The sequence below is a fragment of the Pseudomonas syringae genome (assembly GCF_000737245.1).
Lineage (GTDB): Bacteria > Pseudomonadota > Gammaproteobacteria > Pseudomonadales > Pseudomonadaceae > Aquipseudomonas > Aquipseudomonas syringae_J.
This window is the reverse complement of sequence record NZ_JPQU01000050.1, coordinates 17,934-42,110: the sequence shown is the minus strand read 5'-3', so window position 1 is coordinate 42,110 and position 24,177 is coordinate 17,934. Positions and strand designations below refer to the sequence as shown.

At 57.4% G+C, this 24,177-nt stretch carries 19 protein-coding genes and 1 pseudogene; 11 read left to right on the top strand and 9 right to left on the bottom strand.

What is annotated here, in order from left to right:
• From glnQ to IV01_RS07765, 4 genes and pseudogenes are all read right to left on the bottom strand, one after another.
• Nucleotides 1–154 (bottom strand): annotated as a pseudogene (gene glnQ / locus IV01_RS07750) (glutamine ABC transporter ATP-binding protein GlnQ); the annotation flags it as partial.
• A gap of 10 nt (nt 155–164) precedes the next feature.
• Nucleotides 165–1,262, bottom strand: a complete 1,098-nt coding sequence (locus IV01_RS07755) for an amino acid ABC transporter permease (RefSeq protein WP_032630097.1) — start codon at nt 1,260–1,262, stop codon at nt 165–167.
• Nucleotides 1,263–1,272: 10 nt separating this feature from the next.
• Entirely contained in the window at nt 1,273–2,454 is a 1,182-nt protein-coding gene (locus tag IV01_RS07760; protein ID WP_032630096.1) for an amino acid ABC transporter permease, read from the bottom strand.
• A gap of 69 nt (nt 2,455–2,523) precedes the next feature.
• The gene (locus tag IV01_RS07765) at nt 2,524–3,552 is read right to left on the bottom strand and encodes an amino acid ABC transporter substrate-binding protein (protein WP_032630095.1); all 1,029 of its coding nucleotides are present in this window, start codon (nt 3,550–3,552) and stop codon (nt 2,524–2,526) included.
• Nucleotides 3,553–4,031: 479 nt separating this feature from the next.
• On the opposite strand from IV01_RS07765, the gene IV01_RS07770 reads away from it, so the two are divergent.
• Nucleotides 4,032–4,688, top strand: a complete 657-nt coding sequence (locus IV01_RS07770; protein ID WP_032630094.1) for an alpha/beta hydrolase — start codon at nt 4,032–4,034, stop codon at nt 4,686–4,688.
• A 196-nt stretch (nt 4,689–4,884) separates the two neighbouring features.
• A complete protein-coding gene (gene rhlB, locus IV01_RS07775) occupies nt 4,885–6,378 on the top strand; it encodes an ATP-dependent RNA helicase RhlB (protein ID WP_032630093.1) in 1,494 nt (497 codons plus the stop codon).
• 123 nt (nt 6,379–6,501) lie between these two features.
• On the opposite strand, the gene moaE is transcribed toward rhlB, so the two are convergent.
• The 5 genes from moaE to IV01_RS0125325 all read right to left on the bottom strand — a co-directional run bounded on the left by moaE (nt 6,502) and on the right by IV01_RS0125325 (nt 10,680).
• A complete protein-coding gene (gene moaE, locus IV01_RS07780; protein WP_032630092.1) occupies nt 6,502–6,957 on the bottom strand; it encodes a molybdopterin synthase catalytic subunit MoaE in 456 nt (151 codons plus the stop codon).
• A gap of 2 nt (nt 6,958–6,959) precedes the next feature.
• Nucleotides 6,960–7,205, bottom strand: coding sequence for a MoaD/ThiS family protein (locus IV01_RS07785; RefSeq protein WP_032630091.1), 246 nt, complete (start codon nt 7,203–7,205; stop codon nt 6,960–6,962).
• Nucleotides 7,202–7,684 (bottom strand): cyclic pyranopterin monophosphate synthase MoaC, encoded by a 483-nt coding sequence (moaC, locus tag IV01_RS07790; protein WP_032630090.1) that lies wholly within the window; start codon nt 7,682–7,684, stop codon nt 7,202–7,204. Before moaC ends, IV01_RS07785 begins: the two co-directional genes overlap by 4 nt.
• A gap of 131 nt (nt 7,685–7,815) precedes the next feature.
• Nucleotides 7,816–9,210, bottom strand: a complete 1,395-nt coding sequence (locus tag IV01_RS07795; RefSeq protein ID WP_032630089.1) for a PhoH family protein — start codon at nt 9,208–9,210, stop codon at nt 7,816–7,818.
• 333 nt (nt 9,211–9,543) lie between these two features.
• Nucleotides 9,544–10,680 carry a polysaccharide deacetylase family protein gene (locus tag IV01_RS0125325; RefSeq protein ID WP_032630101.1) on the bottom strand — a complete coding sequence of 379 codons (1,137 nt, stop codon included), beginning with the start codon at nt 10,678–10,680 and terminating at the stop codon, nt 9,544–9,546.
• Between the two features lie 536 nt (nt 10,681–11,216).
• Here IV01_RS0125325 and yaaA point away from each other — a divergent pair.
• The 9 genes from yaaA to IV01_RS07840 all read left to right on the top strand — a co-directional run bounded on the left by yaaA (nt 11,217) and on the right by IV01_RS07840 (nt 24,066).
• Nucleotides 11,217–11,996: a peroxide stress protein YaaA gene (gene yaaA / locus IV01_RS07800; RefSeq protein WP_032630088.1), complete on the top strand. Its 780-nt coding sequence runs from the start codon at nt 11,217–11,219 to the stop codon at nt 11,994–11,996.
• Nucleotides 11,997–12,810: 814 nt separating this feature from the next.
• Entirely contained in the window at nt 12,811–14,127 is a 1,317-nt protein-coding gene (locus IV01_RS07805; RefSeq protein WP_032630087.1) for a nucleotide sugar dehydrogenase, read from the top strand.
• A gap of 132 nt (nt 14,128–14,259) precedes the next feature.
• Nucleotides 14,260–15,741 (top strand): mannuronan synthase, encoded by a 1,482-nt coding sequence (alg8, locus tag IV01_RS07810; RefSeq protein ID WP_032630086.1) that lies wholly within the window; start codon nt 14,260–14,262, stop codon nt 15,739–15,741.
• Nucleotides 15,742–15,781: 40 nt separating this feature from the next.
• The gene (locus tag IV01_RS07815) at nt 15,782–16,954 is read left to right on the top strand and encodes an alginate biosynthesis protein Alg44 (protein WP_032630085.1); all 1,173 of its coding nucleotides are present in this window, start codon (nt 15,782–15,784) and stop codon (nt 16,952–16,954) included.
• A gap of 1 nt (nt 16,955) precedes the next feature.
• Nucleotides 16,956–18,371, top strand: a complete 1,416-nt coding sequence (gene algK, locus IV01_RS07820; RefSeq protein WP_032630084.1) for an alginate biosynthesis TPR repeat lipoprotein AlgK — start codon at nt 16,956–16,958, stop codon at nt 18,369–18,371.
• The gene (locus IV01_RS07825; protein ID WP_032630083.1) at nt 18,368–19,849 is read left to right on the top strand and encodes an alginate export family protein; all 1,482 of its coding nucleotides are present in this window, start codon (nt 18,368–18,370) and stop codon (nt 19,847–19,849) included. The genes algK and IV01_RS07825 overlap by 4 nt, the downstream gene beginning before the upstream one ends.
• Nucleotides 19,850–19,875: 26 nt before the next feature.
• Entirely contained in the window at nt 19,876–21,492 is a 1,617-nt protein-coding gene (gene algG, locus IV01_RS07830; protein ID WP_032630082.1) for a mannuronan 5-epimerase AlgG, read from the top strand.
• 13 nt (nt 21,493–21,505) lie between these two features.
• Nucleotides 21,506–22,945: an alginate O-acetyltransferase AlgX-related protein gene (locus IV01_RS07835; RefSeq protein ID WP_032630081.1), complete on the top strand. Its 1,440-nt coding sequence runs from the start codon at nt 21,506–21,508 to the stop codon at nt 22,943–22,945.
• Nucleotides 22,946–22,953: 8 nt separating this feature from the next.
• A complete protein-coding gene (locus IV01_RS07840; RefSeq protein WP_032630080.1) occupies nt 22,954–24,066 on the top strand; it encodes a mannuronate-specific alginate lyase in 1,113 nt (370 codons plus the stop codon).
• The last annotated feature ends 111 nt before the right edge of the window (nt 24,067–24,177 follow it).

Here is a 24,177-nt window from a genome sequence, read left to right as displayed (position 1 = left end):
CCGAGCCCGATGGCCCGCACAACACAATACGCTCGCCCTGACGCACGTTCAGGTTGATGTCCTTGAGCACGTGGAACTGGCCGTACCACTTGTGTACGCCTTCCATGCGGATCATGCCTTCGGCGCCCAGAGGCTTGGTGATAACTTCACTCATGTCAAAACTCCTAACGCTTGTGGCCTGTGTCCAGCTTACGTTCCAAATGCATGGAATAGCGGGACATACCGAAACAGAAGATCCAGAACACCAGGGCCGCGAAGACATAGCCTTCTGTGGCCATGCCCAGCCATGACGGATCGGCAGTGGCTTGTTTGACGCTGTTGAGCAGGTCGAACAGGCCGATGATGATCACCAGGCTGGTGTCTTTGAACAGGGCAATGAAGGTGTTGACGATGCCGGGAATAACCATCTTCAACGCCTGAGGCAGGATGACCAGCCCCATGCTCCGCCAGTAACCCAGCCCCATCGCCGAGGCAGCTTCGTATTGACCTTTAGGGATGGCCTGCATGCCGCCACGTACCACTTCGGCAATGTACGCCGACTGGAACAGGATCACACCGATCAACGCGCGCAGCAGTTTGTCGAAGTTCATCCCTTCAGGCATGAACAACGGCAGCATCACCGAAGACATGAACAGCACGGTGATCAACGGCACGCCGCGCCAGAACTCGATGAACGTCACACACACCACGCGCACGGCGGGCATGTTGGACCGTCGACCCAGCGCCAGCAGAATACCCAGCGGCAATGCACCGGCGATACCGACAGTGGCGATCACCAGGGTCAGCATCAGGCCGCCCCATTGGCTGGTCGGCACGTTGGTCAGGCCGAACGCGCCACCGTGCAGCAGGTAGAACGCCAGCACCGGGTAAATCACCAGGTAGCCAATCGCCCAGACAGCCTTGCGCGGAAAGCGGGAGATGAACAGTGGTGCAGCACCGACGATTGCCAGGACGGCAGTCAAGTCCACTCTCCAGCGCAGTTCGGTCGGAAAATAACCGTACATGAACTGGCCGAAGCGTTGCTGAATGAACACCCAGCACGCGCCTTCCTTGGTGCAGTCCGCGCGAGTGGTGCCGATCCAGTTGGCGTCCAGGAACGCCCAGCTCAGGATCGGCGGAACCACCAGATACACCAGATACAGCGAGAGCAAGGTCAGCAGCGTGTTGATCCAGCTGGAGAACAGGTTCTGGCGCATCCAGGCAACCGGGCCGAAAACTTTGCCCGGTGGCGGCATGTCAGGTTTGAAAATATGAGTTGTCATGCGCGTTTCCTCACCGCTCGATCAGCGCAATGCGCTTGTTGTACCAGTTCATCAGCAGGGAAATGCTGATACTGATCGCCAGGTACACGCTCATGGTGATGGCAATGACTTCAATCGCCTGACCGGTCTGGTTGAGCACCGTACCGGCAAACAGCGAAACCATTTCCGGATAACCAATGGCTGCGGCCAGCGAAGAGTTCTTCGCCAGGTTCAGGTATTGGCTGGTCAGCGGCGGGATGATCACGCGCAGAGCCTGCGGGATGATGACCTTGCGCAACGTTGGCCCCGGACGCAGGCCCAGCGAACGAGCCGCTTCGGTCTGGCCGTGACTGACCGACTTGATACCCGAACGCACAATTTCAGCGATAAACGCTGCGGTGTAGACCGTCAAGGCGAGCGTCAGAGAGATCAGTTCCGGGATCAGTACCCAGCCGCCGACGAAGTTGAAGCCCTTGAGCTCAGGCATTTCCCAGTGCACTGGGGCCCCGAAGATCAGCATGCTCAGGCCAGGGATCACGAGGATCAGTGCCAGGCCAACCCAGAACTTGTGAAAGGGCTCGCCCGTGGCTTCAAAACGCTTGTTCGCCCAGCGCGTCATCAGCACAACGGCCGCGATGGCCAGCAAGATGCTGATAAAGAATGGCCAGGCACCTTCGGCAGCATAAGCGCTCGGCATGTTCAGGCCGCGGCTGCTGATGAAGAACATGTCGAAGTAACCGTGAGCCTGTCTTGGACCTGGCAGGGTCAGAAAGACAGCGGTGTACCAGAACAGGATCTGCAACAGTGGCGGGATGTTACGAAAGACTTCGACATACACCGTTGCCAGCTTGTTGATCATCCAGTTGGGTGACAAGCGTGCGACGCCGATGATGAAGCCCAGGATCGTGGCCAGGAAGATACCAATGACCGAGACCAGTAAGGTGTTGAGCAAGCCGATGACAAAAACGCGGGCATAGCTGTCCGCTTCGGTGTAATCGATAAGGTGCTGAGCAATGCCGAATCCGGCACTGCGCTCAAGAAAGCCGAAACCCGAGGTGATACCACGGTGTTCGAGGTTGGTCTGGACGTTGTCGAACATGAACCAGCCCAACGAAACCACTGCAACTACGGTGATGATCTGAAACAACCACGCGCGCACTTTTGGGTCGCTCAAGGAGAGCTTTTGCTTGGGTGCGACGATTTGCTTTTCCATGAAGTGCCCCAGGAAAAATGGAACGAACGACGCCCGACAGCCCTTTCAGACTGTCGAGCGCCGGGTCAATCAGCGAATTGGTGGAGCGTACTGAATGCCGCCTTTGTTCCACAGGGCGTTCTGGCCACGCTTGATTTTCAGCGGGGTCGATTCGCCAAGGTTACGGTCGAACATTTCGCCATAGTTACCGACTTGCGAGACGATCTTCACTACCCAGTCTTTCGGCAGTTTCAGGTCGGCACCGTAAGCGCCATCAGCACCCAGCATACGGGCAACGTCCGGGTTCTTGGTGGACTTGGCTTCTGCCATTACGTTTTTCGAGGTAATGCCAGCTTCTTCAGCGTTAAGCATTGCGAACAGGGTCCACTTGACGATGGAGAACCACTCTTCGTCGCCTTTACGCACGACAGGGCCCAAAGGCTCTTTGGAGATGACTTCCGGCAGAACAACGTAGTCGTTCGGCGCGGCCAGCTTGCTGCGCTGTGCGTAAAGCTGGGATTGGTCGGAGGTCAGAACGTCGCAACGGCCGCCTTCCAGGGATTTGGCGCTTTCGTCAGAGGTGTCGAAAGTGATCGGGGTGTATTTCAGACCGTTCGAACGGAAGTAGTCGGAAACGTTAAGCTCGGTGGTAGTACCCGCCTGAATACAGATGGTTGCGCCATCCAGTTCCTTGGCCGACTTGACGCCCAGCTTGTTGTTTACCAGGAAGCCGATGCCGTCGTAGTAAGTCACACCAGTGAATACCAGACCCATGCCCGAGTCACGGGAGCTGGTCCACGTGGTGTTACGGGACAGGATGTCGATTTCGCCCGATTGCAGCGCGGTGAAACGCTCTTTGGCGTTCAACTGGCTGAATTTCACTTTGGTCGCGTCACCGAAAACGGCCGCTGCAACAGCGCGGCAAACGTCGGCGTCGATACCGGTGATTTTGCCGGTAGCATCAGGAACGGAGAAACCTGGCAGACCATCGCTGACGCCGCACTGTACGAAGCCTTTCTTTTGAATGGCGTCCAGTGTTGCGCCTGCCTGAGCAAAACTGCTCACGCCGAGTGCTGCTGCAGCGGCTACTACAGCCAGGGTGGATTTCAACATCTTCATTCAAACCTCCAGTTTTGCTCTTTGTTGTTTAGGCACTTGAATCCCGTCGCACCCTTGTGAGGCATACATGACCCGTGCTGGCTTTTTTTTGGGTCATTGGACGTCAGGCCAGATTGCCAACCAGACGTGAGTTCATCTCATCGCCTGCATCATCAATCGTAGACGGCCCATCGGATTCAAGCGCCATGATATTCCTGAACCAACCCGGTACAGGACGAACCTTGCCGAAAATCCTGATGCATGGATTCCGTGCTGTCCCCGGCGAGCATCACTAATAGCACAATAGTGTTACCGCCCGAGGTGAGCGCTCTCACTCCCGGGTTTTCATAGCAAAGCCCGTACCAGCATGGTGGCGATGTCGAATTAGCGACAGGTCAAGAGGAAAACTTGTAACCTTGCGACATCTTCTTTCACTTTTAAATACACGCGCACCGCATTAACGCACTGCAAAAGAGCGAGCGCACTGCATTGGAGCAACCATGAGCGAACACCTGATTCTGGAACCCATTAACAGTGCAGATGCCTGCGTCATCTGGCTGCACGGCCTGGGTGCCGACCGTTACGACTTCATGCCGGTTGCTGAAGCGCTTCAGGAAACTTTGCTGAGCACCCGCTTCATCCTGCCGCAGGCACCAACCCGGGCAGTGACTATCAATGGCGGCTACGAGATGCCCAGCTGGTACGACATTATCGCCATGAGCCCCGCCAGGGCTATTGATCACGACCAGCTTGAGGCTTCGGCTCAGACTGTCCTGAGCCTCATCGAAGCCCAACGCGACAGCGGCATCGACCCGGCGCGGATCTTTGTGGCCGGGTTCTCTCAAGGTGGCGCGGTAGTGCTGCACGCGGCGTTTAAGCGCTGGGAAGGACCGCTGGGCGGTGTCCTGGCGCTTTCTACTTATGCACCGACTTTCAGCGATGAGATGGAGCTGTCTGCCAGCCAGAGACGCATTCCGGCTTACTGCCTGCACGGCACTCATGACAATGTGGTCCTGACTTCCATGGGGCGAAGCGTCTATGACCGTTTGAAGGCTCAGGGCGTAACCGTCGCATGGCAGGAATACCCAATGGAGCACCAAGTGTTACCGCAGGAGATTTCCGACATCGGCGCGTGGCTGGTCGACAAACTGAGTTGATCGACTACTTAAGGATAGACGTGGGACCGGCTCGTGGGACCGGCTTTAGCCGGTAAGGCGGTGTCTCTGTCACTCAATGTCAGTGATAGTACCGACCTCTTCCCGGCTAAAGCCGGTCCCACGGCAGCGATTCAGATGCCCGCGCATGATTCTTGCTTTACACTGCTGGGCGTACATTCCTTAATCAACTGACGAGATCACCGTGCTCAAAGCACTTAAGAAGATGTTTGGTAAAGGCGAGGTTGAGCCGCTCGCAGCTGGCCCTGTCACCACCTCCCCCGCTCCCGCCGGCAAGATCGAAAGCGCCCCGCGGGCTAACAGCGCCCCTGTTTCAGCCCCGGCTACGAGCCCAGCCGTCGCTCCAGAGGAGGTCGCGCAAACTGCGACCCAAGAGCTGACCAGCGCCGCCAGGCCAAAATCCGAGCGCCCACGTCGCGAACGTGCGCCAAAGCCACCGGTCATCCCGTGGACCCTGGCAGACTTCAGCGTGGAGCCCCAGGAAGGCAAGACCCGCTTCCACGACTTCGCCCTCGCTCCTGAACTGATGCATGCGATCCAGGACCTTGGTTTTCCTTATTGCACGCCGATTCAGGCACAGGTCCTGGGCTTTACGCTCAAGGGCCAGGACGCCATCGGTCGCGCACAGACGGGCACCGGCAAAACCGCCGCCTTTCTGATTTCGATCATCTCGCAGCTCACGCAAACGCCGCCGCCCAAAGAACGCTACATGGGCGAACCCCGCGCGCTGATCATCGCCCCGACCCGAGAGCTGGTGGTACAGATCGCCAAAGACGCCGCCGACCTGACCAAGTACACCAACCTGAACGTCATGACTTTTGTCGGTGGCATGGACTTCGATAAACAGCTCAAGCAGCTAGAAGCACGGCACTGCGACATTCTGGTCGCCACCCCTGGCCGCCTGCTGGACTTCAACCAGCGCGGTGAAGTGCATCTGGACATGGTCGAAGTCATGGTCCTCGACGAAGCGGACCGCATGCTCGACATGGGCTTCATCCCGCAGGTCCGCCAGATCATTCGCCAGACGCCGCAGAAAAGCGAACGTCAGACTCTGCTGTTCTCGGCCACCTTCACCGAAGACGTGATGAACCTCGCCAAGCAGTGGACCACCGATCCGGCCATTGTCGAAATCGAAGCCTTGAACGTTGCCAGCGAAAACGTTGAGCAACATATCTATGCCGTAGCCGGTGCGGACAAATACAAGCTGCTCTACAACCTGATCAACGACAACGGTTGGGAGCGGGTCATGGTCTTTGCCAACCGCAAGGACGAAGTGCGCCGCATCGAAGAGCGCCTGGTGCGTGATGGCGTCAACGCCGCCCAGTTGTCCGGCGACGTGCCGCAGCACAAACGCATCAAGACTCTGGAAGGCTTCCGCGAAGGCAAGATTCGCGTGCTGGTCGCCACAGACGTGGCCGGACGCGGGATCCACATCGACGGCATCAGCCACGTGATCAACTTCACCCTGCCAGAAGTGCCGGACGACTACGTGCACCGTATCGGCCGGACTGGTCGTGCAGGGGCCGCAGGGGTTTCCATTAGCTTTGCCGGCGAAGACGATTCTTACCAGCTGCCATCGATCGAAGAGAAACTGGGTCGCAAGATCAGCTGCGAAACGCCGCCGACCGAGTTGTTAAGGGCTGTGGTTCGCAAGCCAGCTCAGCCGGTGTAACTGCACTTCAAAATCCTGTGGGAGCAAGCTTGCTTGCGAAGGCTGTATTTCAGGCTCTAGAACTGTGTCTGACTCACCGCCGCCTTCGCGAGCAAGCTCGCTCCCACAAGGTTTAGCGCCGTATCAGCGCTTGTCCCACCTTCCCGCCGCCGCATGATCACTCTCACGTCCCTCAACCCACTTCGGCCCTGCAGAAGTATTTTCCTTCTTCCAGAATGGTGCCCGGGTCTTGAGGTAGTCCATGACGAAATCACAGGCTTCGAATGCTGCCTGGCGATGTGCACTGGCAACCCCGACAAACACAATAGGCTCACCAGGCTCCAGCGGACCGACCCGGTGTAGCACCTCCAGCTTTAGCAATGGCCAGCGCTGCTGCGCTTCGTCAGCGATCTTGCCCAGGGCTTTTTCGGTCATTCCAGGATAATGCTCAAGGAACATCCCTGACACTTCCCGCCCTTCGTTGAAATCTCGTACGTAACCCACAAAACTGACCACTGCACCGACGCCAACATTGGCCGCGTGCAGCGCGTTGACCTCGGCCCCCGGATCGAACGGTGCTGCTTGAACCCGAATCGCCATGCTCAGCCTCCGGTCACGGTCGGGAAGAACGCCACTTCGTCACCGGCCTGCAACGGCTCGTCCAGCTGACACATTTCCTGATTGCGGGCGCACATCAGGCTTTGCTCTGCCAGGACCTCCCACGCACCGTCACGTGCGAGCAAATGTCGGCGCAGGGCATCAATGTTGGGGAAGTCGCCTTCCACCAACTCGCCATCCAGGCCGAGGGTTTCCCGATAACGGGCGAAATACTGGACGTTTACGCTCATTGCGCCTCCAACTCGTCGGCAATGAAGTGGCCGCTCTTGCCACCGAGTTTTTCCAGCAGACGCACGGTTTCGATGACCATGCCGCGATCCACCGCCTTGCACATGTCATAGATAGTCAGAGCGGCGACGCTGGCGGCGGTCAGTGCTTCCATTTCCACGCCTGTCTGCCCGGCCAGCTTGCACCGAGCGACAATACGCACCGCGTCCGCACCTTCGGCACTGAGTTCAACCTTGATACTGGTGAGCATCAGCGGGTGGCACAACGGGATCAAATCACTGGTTTTCTTCGCTGCCTGAATCCCGGCAATACGTGCCACGGCAAACACATCCCCTTTGGGATGCCCACCGCTGACAATCATTTGCAGGGTTGCAGGCAGCATACGGATTAACGCTTCAGCCACGGCTTCACGGGACGTCACGGCTTTATCGGTGACGTCGACCATATTGGCGCGACCTTGGGAATCGAGATGAGTGAGCACAGCTTTACTCCTGAACAGGAGTGGGGATTGTAGGTAGGAAGAGCCGCAAGCTACAAGCTGCAAGCCACAAGCTTCCTGACTCAAAGCTTGCAGCATGCAGCTTGACGCTTGCGGCTAGGCGGTTCGCCCGACTACAAATGCGACTCCGCATATTCAGCCAGGATGGAGCGTGGCACGCCTTGCAGAGAGATGTGCACGCCGTTCGGGAAGTCTTTGAAGCGCTCCGTCAGGTAAGTCAGGCCGGAACTGGTGGCAGACAGATAAGGGGTATCGATCTGCGCCAGGTTACCCAGGCAGACCACTTTGGAACCGGCGCCGGCACGGGTGATGATGGTTTTCATCTGGTGCGGGGTGAGGTTCTGGCATTCGTCGATCAGAATCAGGCTTTGCTGGAAGCTGCGGCCCCGGATGTAGTTGAGGGATTTGAACTGCAACGGTACTTTGCTGAGGATGTAATCAACACTCCCGTGGGTGTTTTCGTCATCCATGTGCAGGGCTTCGAGGTTGTCGGTGATTGCGCCGAGCCACGGTTCCATTTTTTCCGCTTCGGTGCCGGGCAGGAAACCGATTTCCTGGTCCAGACCCTGCACGCTGCGGGTGGCGATGATGCGCCGGTAGCGTTTACTGACCATGGTCTGCTCGATGGCAGCAGCCAGCGCCAGGATAGTCTTGCCGGAACCGGCAGCGCCGGACAGGTTGACCAGATGAATATCCGGGTCAAGCAAAGCGAACAGTGCCAGGCCTTGATAGATATCCCGCGGCTTGAGGCCCCAGGCTTCCTGATGCAGCAGTGGCTCCTGATGCATGTCGAGGATCATCAGTTCGTCGGACTTGACGCCCTTGACCCAGCCCACGAAGCCTTGTTCGTCGATGATGAACTCATTGATATGGACCGACGGAAGCATCTCCGTCATCTGAACCCGGTGCCAGGTGCGGCCGTGGTCTTGGCGGGTGTCGACCTTGCTGACCCGATCCCAGAACGAACCGGTAACCGTGTGATAACCACGGGACAGCATTGAAACGTCGTCGACCAGTTGGTCGGTGCTGTAGTCCTCGGCAGCAATACCGCAGGCGCGGGCCTTGAGACGCATGTTGATGTCTTTGGTGACGAGTACAAGGCGCAGGTCCTTGTCGCGCGCATGCAGGTCAATCAACTGGTTGATGATGATGTTGTCGTTCAGGTGTTCGGGCAGAAGGCTGTTGGGTTCCTCGCGCTTGCTCATCAGGATCGACAGATAACCTTTGAAAACCCCCGTCCCACGGTCAATCGGCACGCCCTTCTCGACTTCATCGGGAGTGGCTTCCCCCAAGGTCTTGTCGATCAATCGGATAGCCTGACGACACTCGGCAGCGACCGAATGCTTGCCGGCCTTTAGCTTGTCCAGCTCCTCAAGCACGGTCATGGGGATTGCAACGCGGTGTTCTTCGAAATTCAGCAGGGCATTAGGATCGTGAATCAGTACGTTAGTATCGAGCACGTAAAGGATTGGCTGGTTAGAGGAAGGGGTGCGTCCGTGATCATCCATACTCGCTCACCTTTATAAAAGCCAGGCGACGCAGAACCACTACAAAACTGCGCCACGAAAAGGCCGCCGGGCTCTCTCCTTCAGGCAGGAGAGAAAATGCTCAAGATGGGTCTGGAAGGACGCCACCTGTGTTGCAGGTTTCGGCGGTCTGTAGTGGTAATACCGCAAAACACATGACAGAAAAAAGCTCTTTGACAGATTTTTGAAGTTTATTTCACAGTTTGACGAATAGCCCTTGGCGACCCGCCGCGACCCGTTTACAGTCGGAAGTCCGCCACGCCTGAAATCCCCTGAAAATCCGCCTTCAGCATCCACTCAAATGCGTGCAACCCCTTAGCCTGCGGGCCTTTCAGGGATGTTATGGCAATCGTCCCAGATCAATTCGCTTTGCGCGGTATGGGCCAGTAGCAATGGCACCGCTGATTGCACCCTGGCGCTGGCATCGTGGAAAACCACCGTACCCCGTCGCCACAACAACATCAGGCTGATGACCCGGTCACTGATCTGTTCCGAAGACAGACGGCCGTTGGCGTCCTGAGCATCAATATTCCACAGCGAAACACGCAGATTCTGATCGCGGAAATATTGACCGCTGTCGGCGCGGCGGTGGCCGTAGGGTGGGCGGAACAGCGGTAGGTAGTTATCGGGCAGCAATTGCTGAGTCAGCCCGGCGCTGCGCTGAACCGAGTCCTTCCAGTCCAGCCACTGGCTGTGGGAACGGTACTCCCAGCCTTGAATGCCCACGCATTGCAGCCGATACAACGACTGCAGCGCAGCCGCCGTCCCGGCTTCAAGCCGCTCTTGCAGGCTTTTACCCAGCACGAAGAAGGTCGCGTTCATTTTTTGCTGGCGCATGAAATCTGCCAGCCAGTCAGTGCCGCCATCAGCGCCGGTGGGGCCGCCTTCGAAATTGAGCTGGAATGTTCGATCGGCCATTGCGTCACCGCTCAGCTCGTCCGAGTTATACAGAGCGATTTCACTGCTGGTCTGCGGGAACAGCGCTGCCTGATACAGCAGCTCGTTGAGGTAACGCTCAAAAAAAGCTGCGCTGGGTGCTGCCCAATTGGCGTAGAACGAGTCATTGGCGATGGTGTATTCAGTGGCGCGCTGGCGCAGTTGGTCCATGTCTTCGACCAGCACACAGAACGATGCATCGCGCTCGCAGCTTTTTTGCGCGTTCTGATAGTTTTCCAGCAGGCGGGTCCACAAGCGGTTGCGTACCAGGTTCAACGAAGACACGTTGATGTAGCGTAAACCCAGGCGCTGCTTGAGGCCGTCTTCGTCGAGGTTTTCACTCAGCAGCAATTGATGGGCAAAACCTAGAATCTCCGCACGGGAGGCGACGTCGAACAAGTCGGGGGTTTCCAACCGCTCAGGCCAGGTACTGCGATCAATGATTGCCACTGGCGGTAAGGCCGCATTGGCTTGGACCCAGAACAGACACGCGCAAACTGCCAGAAAAATACGCAAAACCAAAAGCTCCCTACCCTGAACATCGAATCCCGATTAGCGCCGCACTATAGCTGATCTGCACGCAATGGCTGATGTCGGGGGTGATACAAATACGCCTCGCGTTGACCCGTAGGAGCGACCGGGGTGGCGCTCCACCGTGCCCGCGATGGCGTCGAGTCAGCCGGTGAAGATTTAGCCTGATCAACCCAATCGCGAGCAAGCTCGCTCCTACAGTGACCGAGGTGTGCCTGAAAAAACACCGAACCTGTAGGAGCGCGCTTGCCCGCGATGGCGCCGGATCTGGCGGTAGAGATGGCGCCTGATAAAACCAATCGCGGGCAAGCGCGCTCCTACGGGTCATGCATTCATTCAGGCACACCTCTATTTTGTAGGAGCTGCCGAAGGCTGCGAACAGGGGTGTATCAGATACATCGCGGTTCGCAGCCTTCGGCAGCGCCTACACGGAGTGCAAATCACCCCACCTATCACCGCCATAGCTGGAGTCCCGCAGCAACAGTCCCTAGAATCCCCCGACGATTAAAGGAGACCAAGACATGCTGATGGTGATTTCCCCAGCGAAAACCCTCGATTTCGAAACCCCGCCTAGCACCACGCGTTTCACTCAGCCGCAGTATCTGGATCACTCCCAGGAGCTGATTACCCAGCTGCGCGAGCTGACGCCTGCGCAGATCGGCGAGTTGATGCACCTGTCCGACAAGCTCTCCGGCCTGAACGCTGCACGCTTTGGCAGTTGGAATCCGGGATTCACTCCGGAAAACGCCAAGCAGGCGCTGCTGGCGTTCAAGGGCGATGTGTACACCGGTTTGCAGGCCGAAACCCTCAGCGAAAAAGAACTGACCTACGCCCAGGATCACCTGCGCATGCTGTCCGGGCTTTATGGCCTGCTGCGCCCGCTGGATCTGATGCAGCCCTATCGTCTGGAAATGGGCACGAAGCTGGCCAATAGCCGCGGCAAGGACCTCTACGCCTTTTGGGGCACACGGATCAGCGAATGGTTGAACGAAGCCCTGGCCGAACAAGGCGATGATTTGCTGTTGAACCTGGCTTCCAACGAGTACTTCTCGGCAGTCAAGCGTTCGGCACTCAAGGCGCGCATCATCGACACCGAGTTCAAGGATCAGAAGAACGGCCAGTACAAGATCATCAGCTTCTACGCCAAGAAGGCCCGCGGCATGATGAGCCGGTTTGTAATTTCAGAGCAGATCAATACACCCGATGCACTGAAACAGTTCGACGTGAACGGCTACCGCTACAGCAGCGAGCAGTCCACCGCCACCAAACTGGTCTTTTTGCGCGACTCGACTGAACAGTAAAGCGTTCAATAGTGGCGCATCGACTCTTCTCGATGCGCCGCAGCCCCCCGCCCGCCCCGTCTTGCAAAATGCAAAATGACAGTAGCTTGACGCCAATATATAGGCATCTAAATTTTGAAGTTGGAATTCTCAAAAAATTAACAACTTTTTTGTGTACTAGCCTTTAGCTTTTTTGCAGTAGTGGCACTTTTACATTCAACTCCCTGAAGCACCCATGAACTAAGGCCCAAACAAGAATTGCTATCAATGTGCAATCACTGAAATAAGGCCGAGGAAAATCCAAATTCTCGAAAAGAGGACGAGCGGCCAGGAACTTATCTGGAAATCAGACGCTCCTACATCCCGTAACAATTCTCGCCCACCTTGTGAGAGATCACTTACAAGCGGCGCAGAAGAACTGGAAGTTGCCGCCCCACATGATTTGACCTTAGGGTCATAGGCGGTAGGTATCAGGAGACAAATGCACCATTACAACTTCACTAGTTTGGCAAAGCGCTGTTCAGGTGCACAGACAAAGGGTTCATGAAGACAGCCGAGGCTTTGCCCCGGGCCTGCCAGCCACGAAGCCGGCGCAGCACCCACGAGGAGTGGTTTACCACATCCCAGAGCAAGGCCCTGTAGCTCAACCTGAACAGGTCACTTGCCGTTCAATACCTAGCAGTATTTGAGTTTGCCTTAGTCATTCGGCACTCACCTTTCAAATATGCCTGTACTAGTTATGAGACTTTTATAAGTCACACTTTCTGGTGCGCGATAACTGCTGTTTAAAATTTAATATCCAGCCAACTTATGGCGTGAAAACGAGGAGAATACGATGCGTATCAGCATCTTTGGTTTGGGTTATGTCGGTGCAGTATGTGCCGGTTGCCTTTCTGCGCGGGGTCATGATGTTGTTGGTGTGGATATCTCTAGCGCCAAGATTGACCTTATCAATAGCGGCAAATCGCCAATCGTTGAACCGGGTCTCGGAGAGCTTCTGGACCGTGGTATTCGCACTGGCAAACTGCGCGGCACTACCGATTTTTCCGAAGCGATTCGTGCCACTGATGTATCGATGATCTGCGTCGGTACGCCAAGCAAGAAAAACGGTGACCTGGAACTCGACTACATCGAAGCGGTGTGCCGCGAAATCGGTTTTGTCCTGCGTGACAAAGCCTCTCGCCACACCATCGTGGTCCGCAGCACAGTTCTGCCGGGCACGGTTGCCAACGTAGTGATCCCGATCCTCGAAGACTGCTCCGGCAAGAAAGCCGGTGTTGATTTCGGCGTTGCAGTGAACCCTGAGTTCCTGCGTGAAAGCACCGCGATCAAAGACTACGATCATCCGCCGATGACCGTTATCGGTGAATTCGACAAGGCTTCCGGCGACGTTCTGCAAGCGCTGTACGAAGAGCTCGACGCACCGATCATCCGCAAGGACATCGCTGTAGCCGAAATGATCAAGTACACCTGCAACGTGTGGCACGCCACGAAGGTCACCTTCGCCAATGAGATCGGCAACATTGCCAAGGCGTGCGGCGTTGACGGTCGTGAAGTGATGGAAGTGGTTTGCCAGGACAAGCAACTGAACCTGTCGCAGTACTACATGCGCCCAGGCTTCGCTTTCGGCGGCTCTTGCCTGCCTAAAGACGTCCGTGCCCTCACCTACCGTGCTGGCAGCCTGGATGTTGAAGCGCCTCTGCTCAACTCGCTGATGCGCAGCAACGTATCCCAGGTACAGAACGCTTTCGACATCGTGGCTGCCCACGACACTCGCAAAGTCGCCCTGCTGGGCCTGAGCTTCAAGGCTGGCACCGACGATCTGCGCGAAAGCCCGCTGGTAGAGCTGGCCGAAATGCTGATCGGTAAAGGCTTCGAGCTGAGCATCTTTGACAGCAACGTTGAATACGCTCGCGTTCATGGTTCCAACAAGGAATACATCGAATCGAAGATCCCTCACGTGTCGTCCCTGCTCAACTCGGACTTCGACAAAGTGATCAACGACTCCGACGTGATCATCCTCGGTAACCGCGACGAGCGCTTCCGCGCCCTGGCCGACAAGGCACCTGCGGGCAAGCACGTGGTCGATCTGGTGGGCTTCATGACCACCACGACCAGCGAAAACGAGCGTGCCGAAGGTATTTGCTGGTAAGCAGCCGCAAGCTGTAGGAGCGCGCTTGCCCGCGATGAAAGCAACGCGGTCAGTCAGAGACTCCGCAGAACTTTTGTTCGCGGGCAAGCCTCGCTCCAACAGGTCACGTTTCAAACTATGCGGATACAGACTATGCACAGGCTAAAGCATGGCCTTTTACAGGCCGCAGGTTGGCTGTTTTATTTGAGTTTATTAGGGGCACTCGCTGCGGCGCTGCCCACAAGTATCTTCGACTCACAGTCCAAGAACTTTATTTTCCTGATTGGCGCCGTGGGTATCTGGCGCTATTCGATGGGTATTACGCACTTTGTGCGCGGGATGATTTTTCTCTACATCGTTTACCCGCACTTGCGTCGCAAAGTACGCAAGCTGGGCGATTCGGCGGACCCGTCTCACGTGTTCCTGATGGTCACCAGCTTTCGTATCGACGCGCTGACCACCGCGCAGGTGTACAGCTCGGTAATTCGTGAGGCCATTGAATGCGGCTTCCCGACCACCGTGGTCTGCTCTCTGGTGGAAATGTCTGACGAGCTGCTGGTCAAGGCTATGTGGGAAAAGGCGAATCCGCCTGAGCACGTCAAACTGGACTTCGTGCGCATCGCCGGTACCGGTAAGCGTGACGGCCTGGCCTTTGGTTTCCGCGCGATTTCCCGGCACATGCCGGACGACCGCGCCGTAGTAGCCGTAATCGACGGCGATACCGTGCTGGCTGAAGGCGTCGTGCGCAAGACCGTGCCGTGGTTTCAGCTGTTCGGCAATGTCGGCGGCCTGACCACCAACGAGTTCTGCGAAGTCCGCGGCGGCTACATCATGAGCGAGTGGCACAAACTGCGCTTCGCCCAACGCCACATCAACATGTGCTCGATGGCGTTGTCCAAACGCGTACTGACCATGACCGGTCGGATGTCGGTGTTCCGTGCCACCGTCGTGACCGACCCGGAATTCATCCGCGACGTTGAGAGCGATTCCCTGCACCACTGGCGTCTGGGCACCTTCCGATTCCTGACCGGTGATGACAAATCGAGCTGGTTCAGCTTGATGCGCCTTGGCTACGACACGTTCTACGTGCCGGACGCGGCGATTCACACCGTTGAACATCCGCCAGAAAAAAGCTTCTTAAAGGCCAGCCGCAAACTGATGTATCGCTGGTACGGCAACAACCTGCGCCAGAACTCACGGGCTCTGGGTCTAGGTGTGCGTCGTCTGGGTCTGTTCACCAGCGTGGTGCTGTTCGACCAGCGAGTGTCCATGTGGACGTCGATCCTGGGCCTGACCGTCGCAATCATCGCCAGCTTCAAATACGGCGGCATGTTCATCCTGATGTACTTGCTGTGGATCGGCATCACCCGCCTGATCCTGACCCTGCTGTTGTCCTGCTCGGGTCACAGAATCGGGCCTGCCTACCCGATCATTCTTTATTACAACCAGATCGTTGGCGCCCTGATGAAGATCTACGTGTTCTTTCGCCTGGACCGCCAGTCGTGGACGCGCCAGGACACCAAACTCAGCCGTGACATGGCCAGTTTTCAAGGCTGGTTCAACACCTGGTCGTCTCGAACCATGACTTTCTCGGCTGGCACCATCTTCGTCGCCGTGCTGTTGACGATGGTTTGACCGGACAAACGGATTAATCGCTTAAGTAGGAAAATTAGCCATGAATACAGCCGTGAATACAAATGTTGTGCATGAATCCGAAGCCCAGCGCCAACATGCGCGGGTCAAAATCCCGGCCAAGCTGCGCCTGCTCAACGGTGCCCCCAACGCGCCGCTGGTGCGTATCGAAGACTTGTCTGCGGGCGGCCTGAGCTATATCGCTCCTGCCCAGCAACGTCCGGCAGTGGGTGAAGTCATTCAGGCTCGTCTGCAATTTCTGATCGACAACCTTGGCCTGGCCATGGACGTGGAATTGCAGGTCCGCAGCCTGGACGCTTCCACCGGTCGCGTCGGCTGCCAGTTCCAGAATCTGGAAGCCCAGGACATCGCCACCCTGCGCCACCTGATCACTTCGCACTTGAGCGGCGATATCGTCAGCATGGGTGAAGTGCTCGCCACGCTGCAGCGCGACAACTTCACCAAAGCGCGCAAGGTCAAAGGCGACGGCAGCGGCATGAGCGCCATGGGTCGTCTGCGCGCCGTGACCTTCAGCCTCGGCATCTTCATTGTCGGCCTGGCGGCATTCGGCTTTATCTTCAAGACCGTCTACAGCCTGTACTTCGTCAGCCACGCCTCGGCCGGTCTGGTGTCGCTGCCCGCCATGGACGTGACCATGCCTCGTGAAGGCACTGTGCAAAGTCTGGTCGCGGTCAACACGCCGGTCGCCAAAGGCGCACCGATGGCCTCGTTCAACACCAGCATGCTGGAAATGCTCAAAGGCAGCCTGAACGGCGACGACCTGCAGCCTGCGAAAATCGAAGAGCTGTACGGCAAGCAAATGGCCGGTACCCTGACCAGCCCATGCGACTGCGTGATCGCCAAGCAATTGGTCGCTGACGGTCAGTTCGCCGCCAAAGGCCAGGTGATCTTCCAGTTGGTGCCGCGCAATACCGCCGCCAATGTTGAAGCGCGCTTCACCTATCGCCAGTTCAACGACATCAAGCCAGGCACCAGCGTCAACTTCACGGTTGCAGGCGACGACACCGTACGTACCGGCAAGATCGTCAGCAGCACTAACCTGAACGACGCCGATCTGGCCACCGACATCCGTGTGCAGATCAAGCCTGACGAAGTCCTCGATGCCTCCCTGGCTGGCCGCCCTGTTGACGTGACCAGCGACCGTGGTCCGTCGATGAACTGGCTGATCGACAAAGCCATGGCTGCGGGTCTCTAACATGGGTAGCCCACTACGAAGCTTGTCGAGCCCCACGCTATTGAGCCTGGCCGTTGCCATCGCACTGACCGGTTGCGCCGGTCTGCCCGATCAACGCCTGGCCAATGAAGCCCTGAAAAACGGTGACACCGCACTGGCTGAGCAGAATTATCGGCAACTGGCGGACCTGGGCTACAGCGATGCACAGGTTGGTCTGGCAGATATTGGCGTACAAAGCGGCGACCCACAGAAGATCAAGGAAGCCGAAGCAACTTACCGTGCGGCGGCTGAAACCTCGCCACGCGCCCAGGCACGTCTGGGTCGCCTGCTGGCGGCCAAGCCGGGTGCGACCGAGGCCGAGCACCATGAAGCCGAAGACCTGCTGAAGAAAGCCTTCGCCAGTGGCGATACTTCTTCCCTGACGCCGTTGGCCATGCTCTATCTGCAATATCCGCACTCGTTTCCCAACGTGAATGCGCAGCAGAAGATCAACCAGTGGCGCGCCGAAGGTTACCCGGAAGCCGGTCTGGCCCAAGTGCTGCTGTATCGCACTCAGGGCACTTACGACCAGCACCTGGATGACGTAGAAAGCATCTGCAAAGCCGCACTGAACAGCGTCGATATCTGCTACGTCGAGCTGACCACGGTGTATCAGAAACGTAATCAGACCGAACAACGCACAGCGCTCATCGAGCAACTGCGCAGCGCTTACGCCATCGGCCGTGTCGATGCGCAGCGGGTCGATAGCGTGGCTCGAGTGTTGGGTGATACCAGCATCGGCACCCCGGACGAAAAGACCGCCCAGCAATTGCTGGAGCAGGTCGCTCCGGGCTATCCGGTTTCCTGGGTGACGTTGGCCAAACTGCTTTACGACTTCCCTGATCTGGGCGACGTCGACAAGATGATGGAGTACCTGAACAACGGTCGTGCCGCGGATCAGCCGCGCGCCGAGCTGCTGCTGGGTCGCCTTTACTACGAAGGCAAATGGGTCCCGGCTGATTCGCACAAAGCTGAGGAACACCTGAAAAAGGCCGCTGGCAGCGAAATCTCCGCGCACTACTACCTCGGTCAGATCTATCGCCGTGGTTACCTCGGCCAGGTCTATTCACAAAAAGCACTGGATGAATTGCTGACGGCTGCACGTGGCGGCCAGAACAGCGCCGACTTCGCCATTGCTCAACTGTTTTCTCAAGGCAAGGGCACGATGCCCAACCCGGTCAACGCCTGGGTGTTCAGCCAACTGGCTGTGCAAAAACCCGAGCCAACCCCGGCTGCCGTCGAACTCGCGCAGCAAGTCAGCGCAGCACTACCGCCAGAAAAGCTCGCCACCGCCCAACGGCTGTTGCAACAAGAGCAAAACGTCCGGGGCGCAACCAGCCAGAACGCGCTGGCCATGCAAGCCCTGAAAGAAGAAGACGGCGAGGAAAAACCACTATGAAGTTGAATTCCCTGATGGCCGCTGGCCTGGGTCTTGGCTTTACCCTGCTGTGGGCGACCCCGACATTGGCAGCCATGACCGAAGACAAGAATTTCGGTCTCGAAGTGAAAATCACCGGCCAGGCCGAAGACGACCGCGACCTGGGCACCCGCTCTGGTGGCGATGTGAATGGTATCGGTCTGGACCTGCGCCCTTGGGTGTACGGCGAACGTGGCGCCTGGAGTGGCTACGCAATGGGTCAAGTGGTCACCGCCACTGACACGATTCAGACTGACCCCCTTGAGCAGACCGACTCCATCACTCAGGAAAGCACCCAGGCTCGCGGCAATGCCAGCGAGCGCGAAGTCGACAAGAACTACCTGGCCCTGCGTGAATTCTGGATCGGCTACAGCGGTTTCACGCCTTACCCTGGCGAGATGCTCAAAGTCGGCCGTCAGCGTCTGCGAAATGACGACGGTCAATGGCATGACACCAACATTGAAGCCGTCAACTGGGTCTTCGACACCACCCTGCTGCGTGCAGACGTGGGTGCTGCCCAGCGCTTCAGCGAATACCGCACGGACCTGACCGAACTGTCCCCGCAAGACGAAGACCGTAAACACATCTTCGGTGACGTCAGCTACCAGTGGATGCCGGGTCAATGGGCCGGTGTGCGTGCACACCACAGCCAGGACGACGGCAACCTGAAAAAGCCGGGCAGAAACCTCGACGATCTGGACAAGACCTCCAACGGCGACCTCACCTGGCTGGGCCTGCAAGCCAACAGCGATGCTTACAACCATCGCAACACCAACCCTATCAATTACTGGGGCAGCCTGACCTGGCTCTCCGGTGATCGTAGTCAGATCGCTGCCATCGCTCAGCCTGACGGTACTTATCAGGCCGGCGACAAGACCAATAACAACGTCAATGGCTGGGCCACTGACCTGGGTCTGCGTCTGCGCGTTGATCCGCAATGGCAAGTCGGCGCCGCTTACTCGCGCGCCAGCAAGGAATACGAACAGAACGGTCTGGAATCGAACCGCTCGAACTGGACCGGTACCCGCTCCCGCGTACACCGTTTCGGCGAAGCGTTCCAGGGCGAAATGGCCAACGTGGAAAGCGGCTCACTGTTCGCTTCCTGGCAGTTGCGTGATGAATACGACGCCTCGTTGATCTACCACAACTTCCGTCGCGTGGATGGCAATGCGCGCATCGGTACGTCGGGCATCAACGCTGTGGGCGCGGAAGACAGCGGGGTTCTCTCTTCCCTGCCGCTGACCACTGATGGCGATAAAGATCTGGGTCAGGAAATGGACCTGGTGGTCACCAAGTACTTCAAAAGCGGCCTGTTGCCGGCTGCCCTCAGCCAATCGATGGATGACCCATCGGCCCTGGTTCGTCTGCGTGCCGGTGTCTTCAAACCGGGCGATGCCTATGGCAGCCAGGTAGACAGCTACATGCACCGCGCCGTCGTTGACGTCATCTGGCGCTTCTGATGCAAACGCGAAAGGAGTGCGATGAGATGAACAGTCAAGCAAGCCGTCTGCGCAGCCGCGCATGGCCACATGCATTGCTCGAAAGCGCAGTGCTGAGCAGTGCGCTGTTGCTCGCCAGCTCCGCCATGGCCAACACCGTTGCGGTGGAGCCGACTGCAGCCGAAAAAGCGTCTGTGGTCAAAGAGCTGCAGCAAGCGAAAAACTACACCATCACCAGCCCTGATGCCGCCACGCTGCACATGGAAAAGCCGCGGCTGCCGGATATCTCCGGTTACACCGAGGCTGCCGCCGCGAAGAAAATCGTGCGCAGCAAACCCGGCAAAGTCCGCATTACGCGGATGATGGAAGAAGTCGGCCTGAAGGAATTCATCGGCGGCGACAACAAGATGGCCGAGTGGGTGGCGCGTCAGCAAGGCATCCCTCAGGCAATCGTTGTCGAAGGTGGATACATGAGCCTTCAGGACCTGGCAAAAAAGGTCCCGAAACAGTTCCTCAGTGAAGTTTCGCCAGGGGTCTACGTGGCGCGCCTGCCGATTCTGGTCAAGGCCGACGGCATTCTTGAAGTCGACAAAAAGACCAAAGAGCTGCGCCTGTCCCAAGAGAAAGGCTCGTTCCTCGTCGTCGAAGGCAAGCTGTTCACCAGCAATACCCAGATCAGTGGCTGGCGTGAAAAAGACAACGGCCCGGCGACCTTCCGCAAGCCTGATGAGTTCCGGCCGTTCCTGCTGACCTGGGGCGGTTCGCAGGCCTACATCATCAACACCAAGGTGGCCAGCCTGGGTTACAACAAGAGTAAGTCCTACGGCGTGAGTATTTCCCAATACACGCCGAACATGGTCAAGCTGATGAACAAGCCTGATCCGACTGGCTGGATTGTCGGCTCCGAGTTCTCGGACATGTGGTACGGCTTCTATTGCTATGAAACCCGCGACTTCGTGGTCAAGGGCAATACCTACCGCGACAACATCGTTTACGGCATCGACCCCCATGACCGTTCCCACGGTCTGATCATTGCCGAAAACGACGTTTACGGGACCAAGAAAAAGCACGGGATCATTGTTTCCCGTGAGGTGAACGACAGCTTCATCTTCAACAACAAAAGCCACGACAACAAATTGTCCGGCCTGGTCCTGGACCGTAACAGCGTCAACAACATCGTCGCCTACAACGAGATCTACCAGAACCATACCGACGGCATCACTTTGTACGAAAGCGGCGACAACCTGCTCTGGGGTAACAAAGTCATCGCCAACCGTCGCCACGGCATCCGTGTACGTAACAGCGTGAATATCAAGCTGTACGAGAACAAAGCCATGGCTAACGGCTTGATGGGCGTCTACGGGCACATCAAAGACTTGAGCAATACCGACCGCGACATCGCCCTGGACCCGTTCGATACCAAAGTGTCCCTGATCGTCGTCGGCGGCGAGCTGACCGGCAACAACTCCGGCCCGCTGTCCATCGATTCGCCCCTGAGTATCGAGCTGTACCGCGTGGCCATGCTCGCACCGACCAAGTCCAACGGCATCAGCCTCAACGGTGTTCTCGGTGAACGTCAGGACGAAATTCTCGACCTGCTGGTGCGCCAGCAGAGAGCGGTGTTGATCGATCCGGTCGAAAGCCAGAAAGAACTTCAGGACTGAGAAGGTAATTTTTATGCACGCACACTCGATCAAGTTACTCAGCCTGTCCGGCCTGACCGCAGCCTTGCTTGCCATCAGCAGCGGCGCTCGCGCAGACGAAGTCCAGGCCCCGGCATTCACGGCCGAACCTTGCTGCCAACTGTGCCCTGAAGCCCATGACGCGAAAAACTACACCACGCGCTATCAGCAGAACTTCACCACGCTGGTGCAGGCCCAGGGCGACTGGTTGTTCCGTACCCAGGAAGATTTGCGCACCGAATTCGACACGTCGCCGGAAGGTTATCGCCGCATGAAGCAGCTGCACGATGCCTTCAAGAGCAAGGGCGTGGAGCTGGTAGTGGTGTATCAACCGACCCGTGGTCTGGTGGATCGCAACAAACTGTTCCCGGCAGAACGCGACAAGTTCGACTATGAAAAAGCACTGAACAACTACAAGGCCATGCTCGGTCGCTTCGACAAAATGGGCTACTGGGTACCTGACCTGTCGCCGTTGACCAATGAGCAACAGGCCCACGATTTCTACTTCCGCGGCGACCAGCACTGGACCCCGTATGGTGCTCAGCGCACAGCAAAAATCGTCGCTGAAACCGTGAAAAAGGTGCCGGGCTACGCTGACATTCCCAAGCGTGAATTCGAAAGTCATGTCAGCGGGCGCATGGGCAAAACCGGCACCCTGCATAACATGGCGGCGCAACTGTGCGGCAACACGTATGCCATCCAGTACATGGACCAGTTCACCACCGAACCCAAGGGTGAAGCGGCGGACGGCGATCTGTTCGGCGATACCGGCAACCCGGAAATCACCCTGGTCGGTACCAGCCACAGCGGCAAGAACTACAACTTCGCCGGCTTCCTGCAGGAATACATCGGCGCTGACATTCTCAACGTCGCCTTCCCTGGCGGCGGTCTGGAAGGCTCGATGCTGCAGTATCTGGGCAGTGAAGACTTCCAGAAGCGCCCACCAAAAATCCTGATCTGGGAGTTCTCGCCGCTGTACCGCCTGGACCAGGAAACCATCTATCGCCAGATGATGTCGCTGCTGGATAACGGCTGCGAAGGCAAACCGGCGGTCATGAGCGCCAGTACAACTCTAAAAACCGGCACCAATGAAGTGCTGGTCAACGGCAAGAACGGCATCAAGAACATCCGCAACGGCAGCAACCAGATTGACATCCGTTATGCCGACCCTTCGGTGAAAGTCCTTCAGGCCAGACTCTGGTACATGAACGGTCGTCACGAAGACTTGAAAATCGAAAAACCGGAAACATCCGATACAGACGGGCGCTTCTCCTTCGAATTGCGAACAGATGAAGACTGGGCTGACCAGCAGCTGCTCGCACTGGAAATCCAGGGTCCGGAAGCGGGCGCTGCACCCCAGAAAGTCGAAGCGAAAGTATGCAAACGCAACGTGTTCCCAGGTACTGCGCAGCAAACCGCGCAGGCCGGGTTATGAGGCCATTTATGCAGACTCCGAAACTGATGCTCCCTACCCTGCTGTCGCTCGCGATGTTCGCGGGTGCAGCAAGCGCCGCCAATCTCGTGCCGCCAAAGGGTTATTACGCTCCGATCGAGAAATTCAAGACCGGTGAAAACAACTTCAGCTGTGCAGCGGTGCCCAAGCCGTACACCGACAAACTGGTGTTCCGCAGCAAATATGAGGGTTCCGATAAAGCCCGGGCGACCCTGAATAAAGAATCCGAACAAGCGTTCCGTGATGCGACCAAGTCCATCACCACCCTGGAACGCGGTATCAGCAAAGTCGTCATGCAGTACATGCGCGATGGCCGTCCGGAACAACTGGATTGCGCGCTGAACATGCTCACCACTTGGGCCAAGGCTGACGCACTGGAGTCCACGGACTTCAACCACACCGGCAAGTCCATGCGCAAATGGGCACTGGGCAGCATGTCCTCTGCTTACCTGCGCCTCAAGTTCTCCGATTCCAAGCCACTGGCTAACCGCCAGGAAGAAGCGAAGATCATAGAGACCTGGTTCAGCAAGCTTGGCGATCAGGTAGTCAGCGACTGGAGCAATCTGCCGCTGGAAAAAATCAACAACCATTCGTACTGGTCCGCCTGGGCAGTGATGGCAACTGCTGTCGCAACTGACCGCCGGGATCTGTTCGACTGGGCAGTCAAAGAGTTCAAGATCGGTGCCAATCAGATCGATCAGGACGGCTATCTGCCCAACGAGCTCAAGCGTAATCAACGCGCCCTCGCCTATCACAACTATGCCCTGCCGCCGCTGGCAATGATCGCCAGTTTCGCCCAGGTCAACGGTGTGGATCTGCGTCCGGAAAACAACGGCGCCTTGCAACGTCTAGGCGAGCGGGTACTGGATGGCGTCAAGGACCCGAGTGCTTTTGCCAAACGCAATGGCGACAAACAGGACATGACCGACCTGAAAATCGACAGCAAATTTGCCTGGCTCGAACCCTACTGCTCGCTCTACACCTGCAAGCCGGAAGTTCTCGAGCACAAGCATGAAATGCAGCCCTTCAAAACTTTCCGCCTCGGCGGTGACCTGACCAAGGTCTTCGACCCGAGTCATGAGAAGGGTGACAAAGGGTCGTAAGTAAAATACCACCCCTGTAGGAGCGCGCTTGCCCGCGATGGCGGCGTGACAGACACCGAACGAGTCGACTGACCTGACGCTATCGCGGGCAAGCGCGCTCCTACCGGGTGA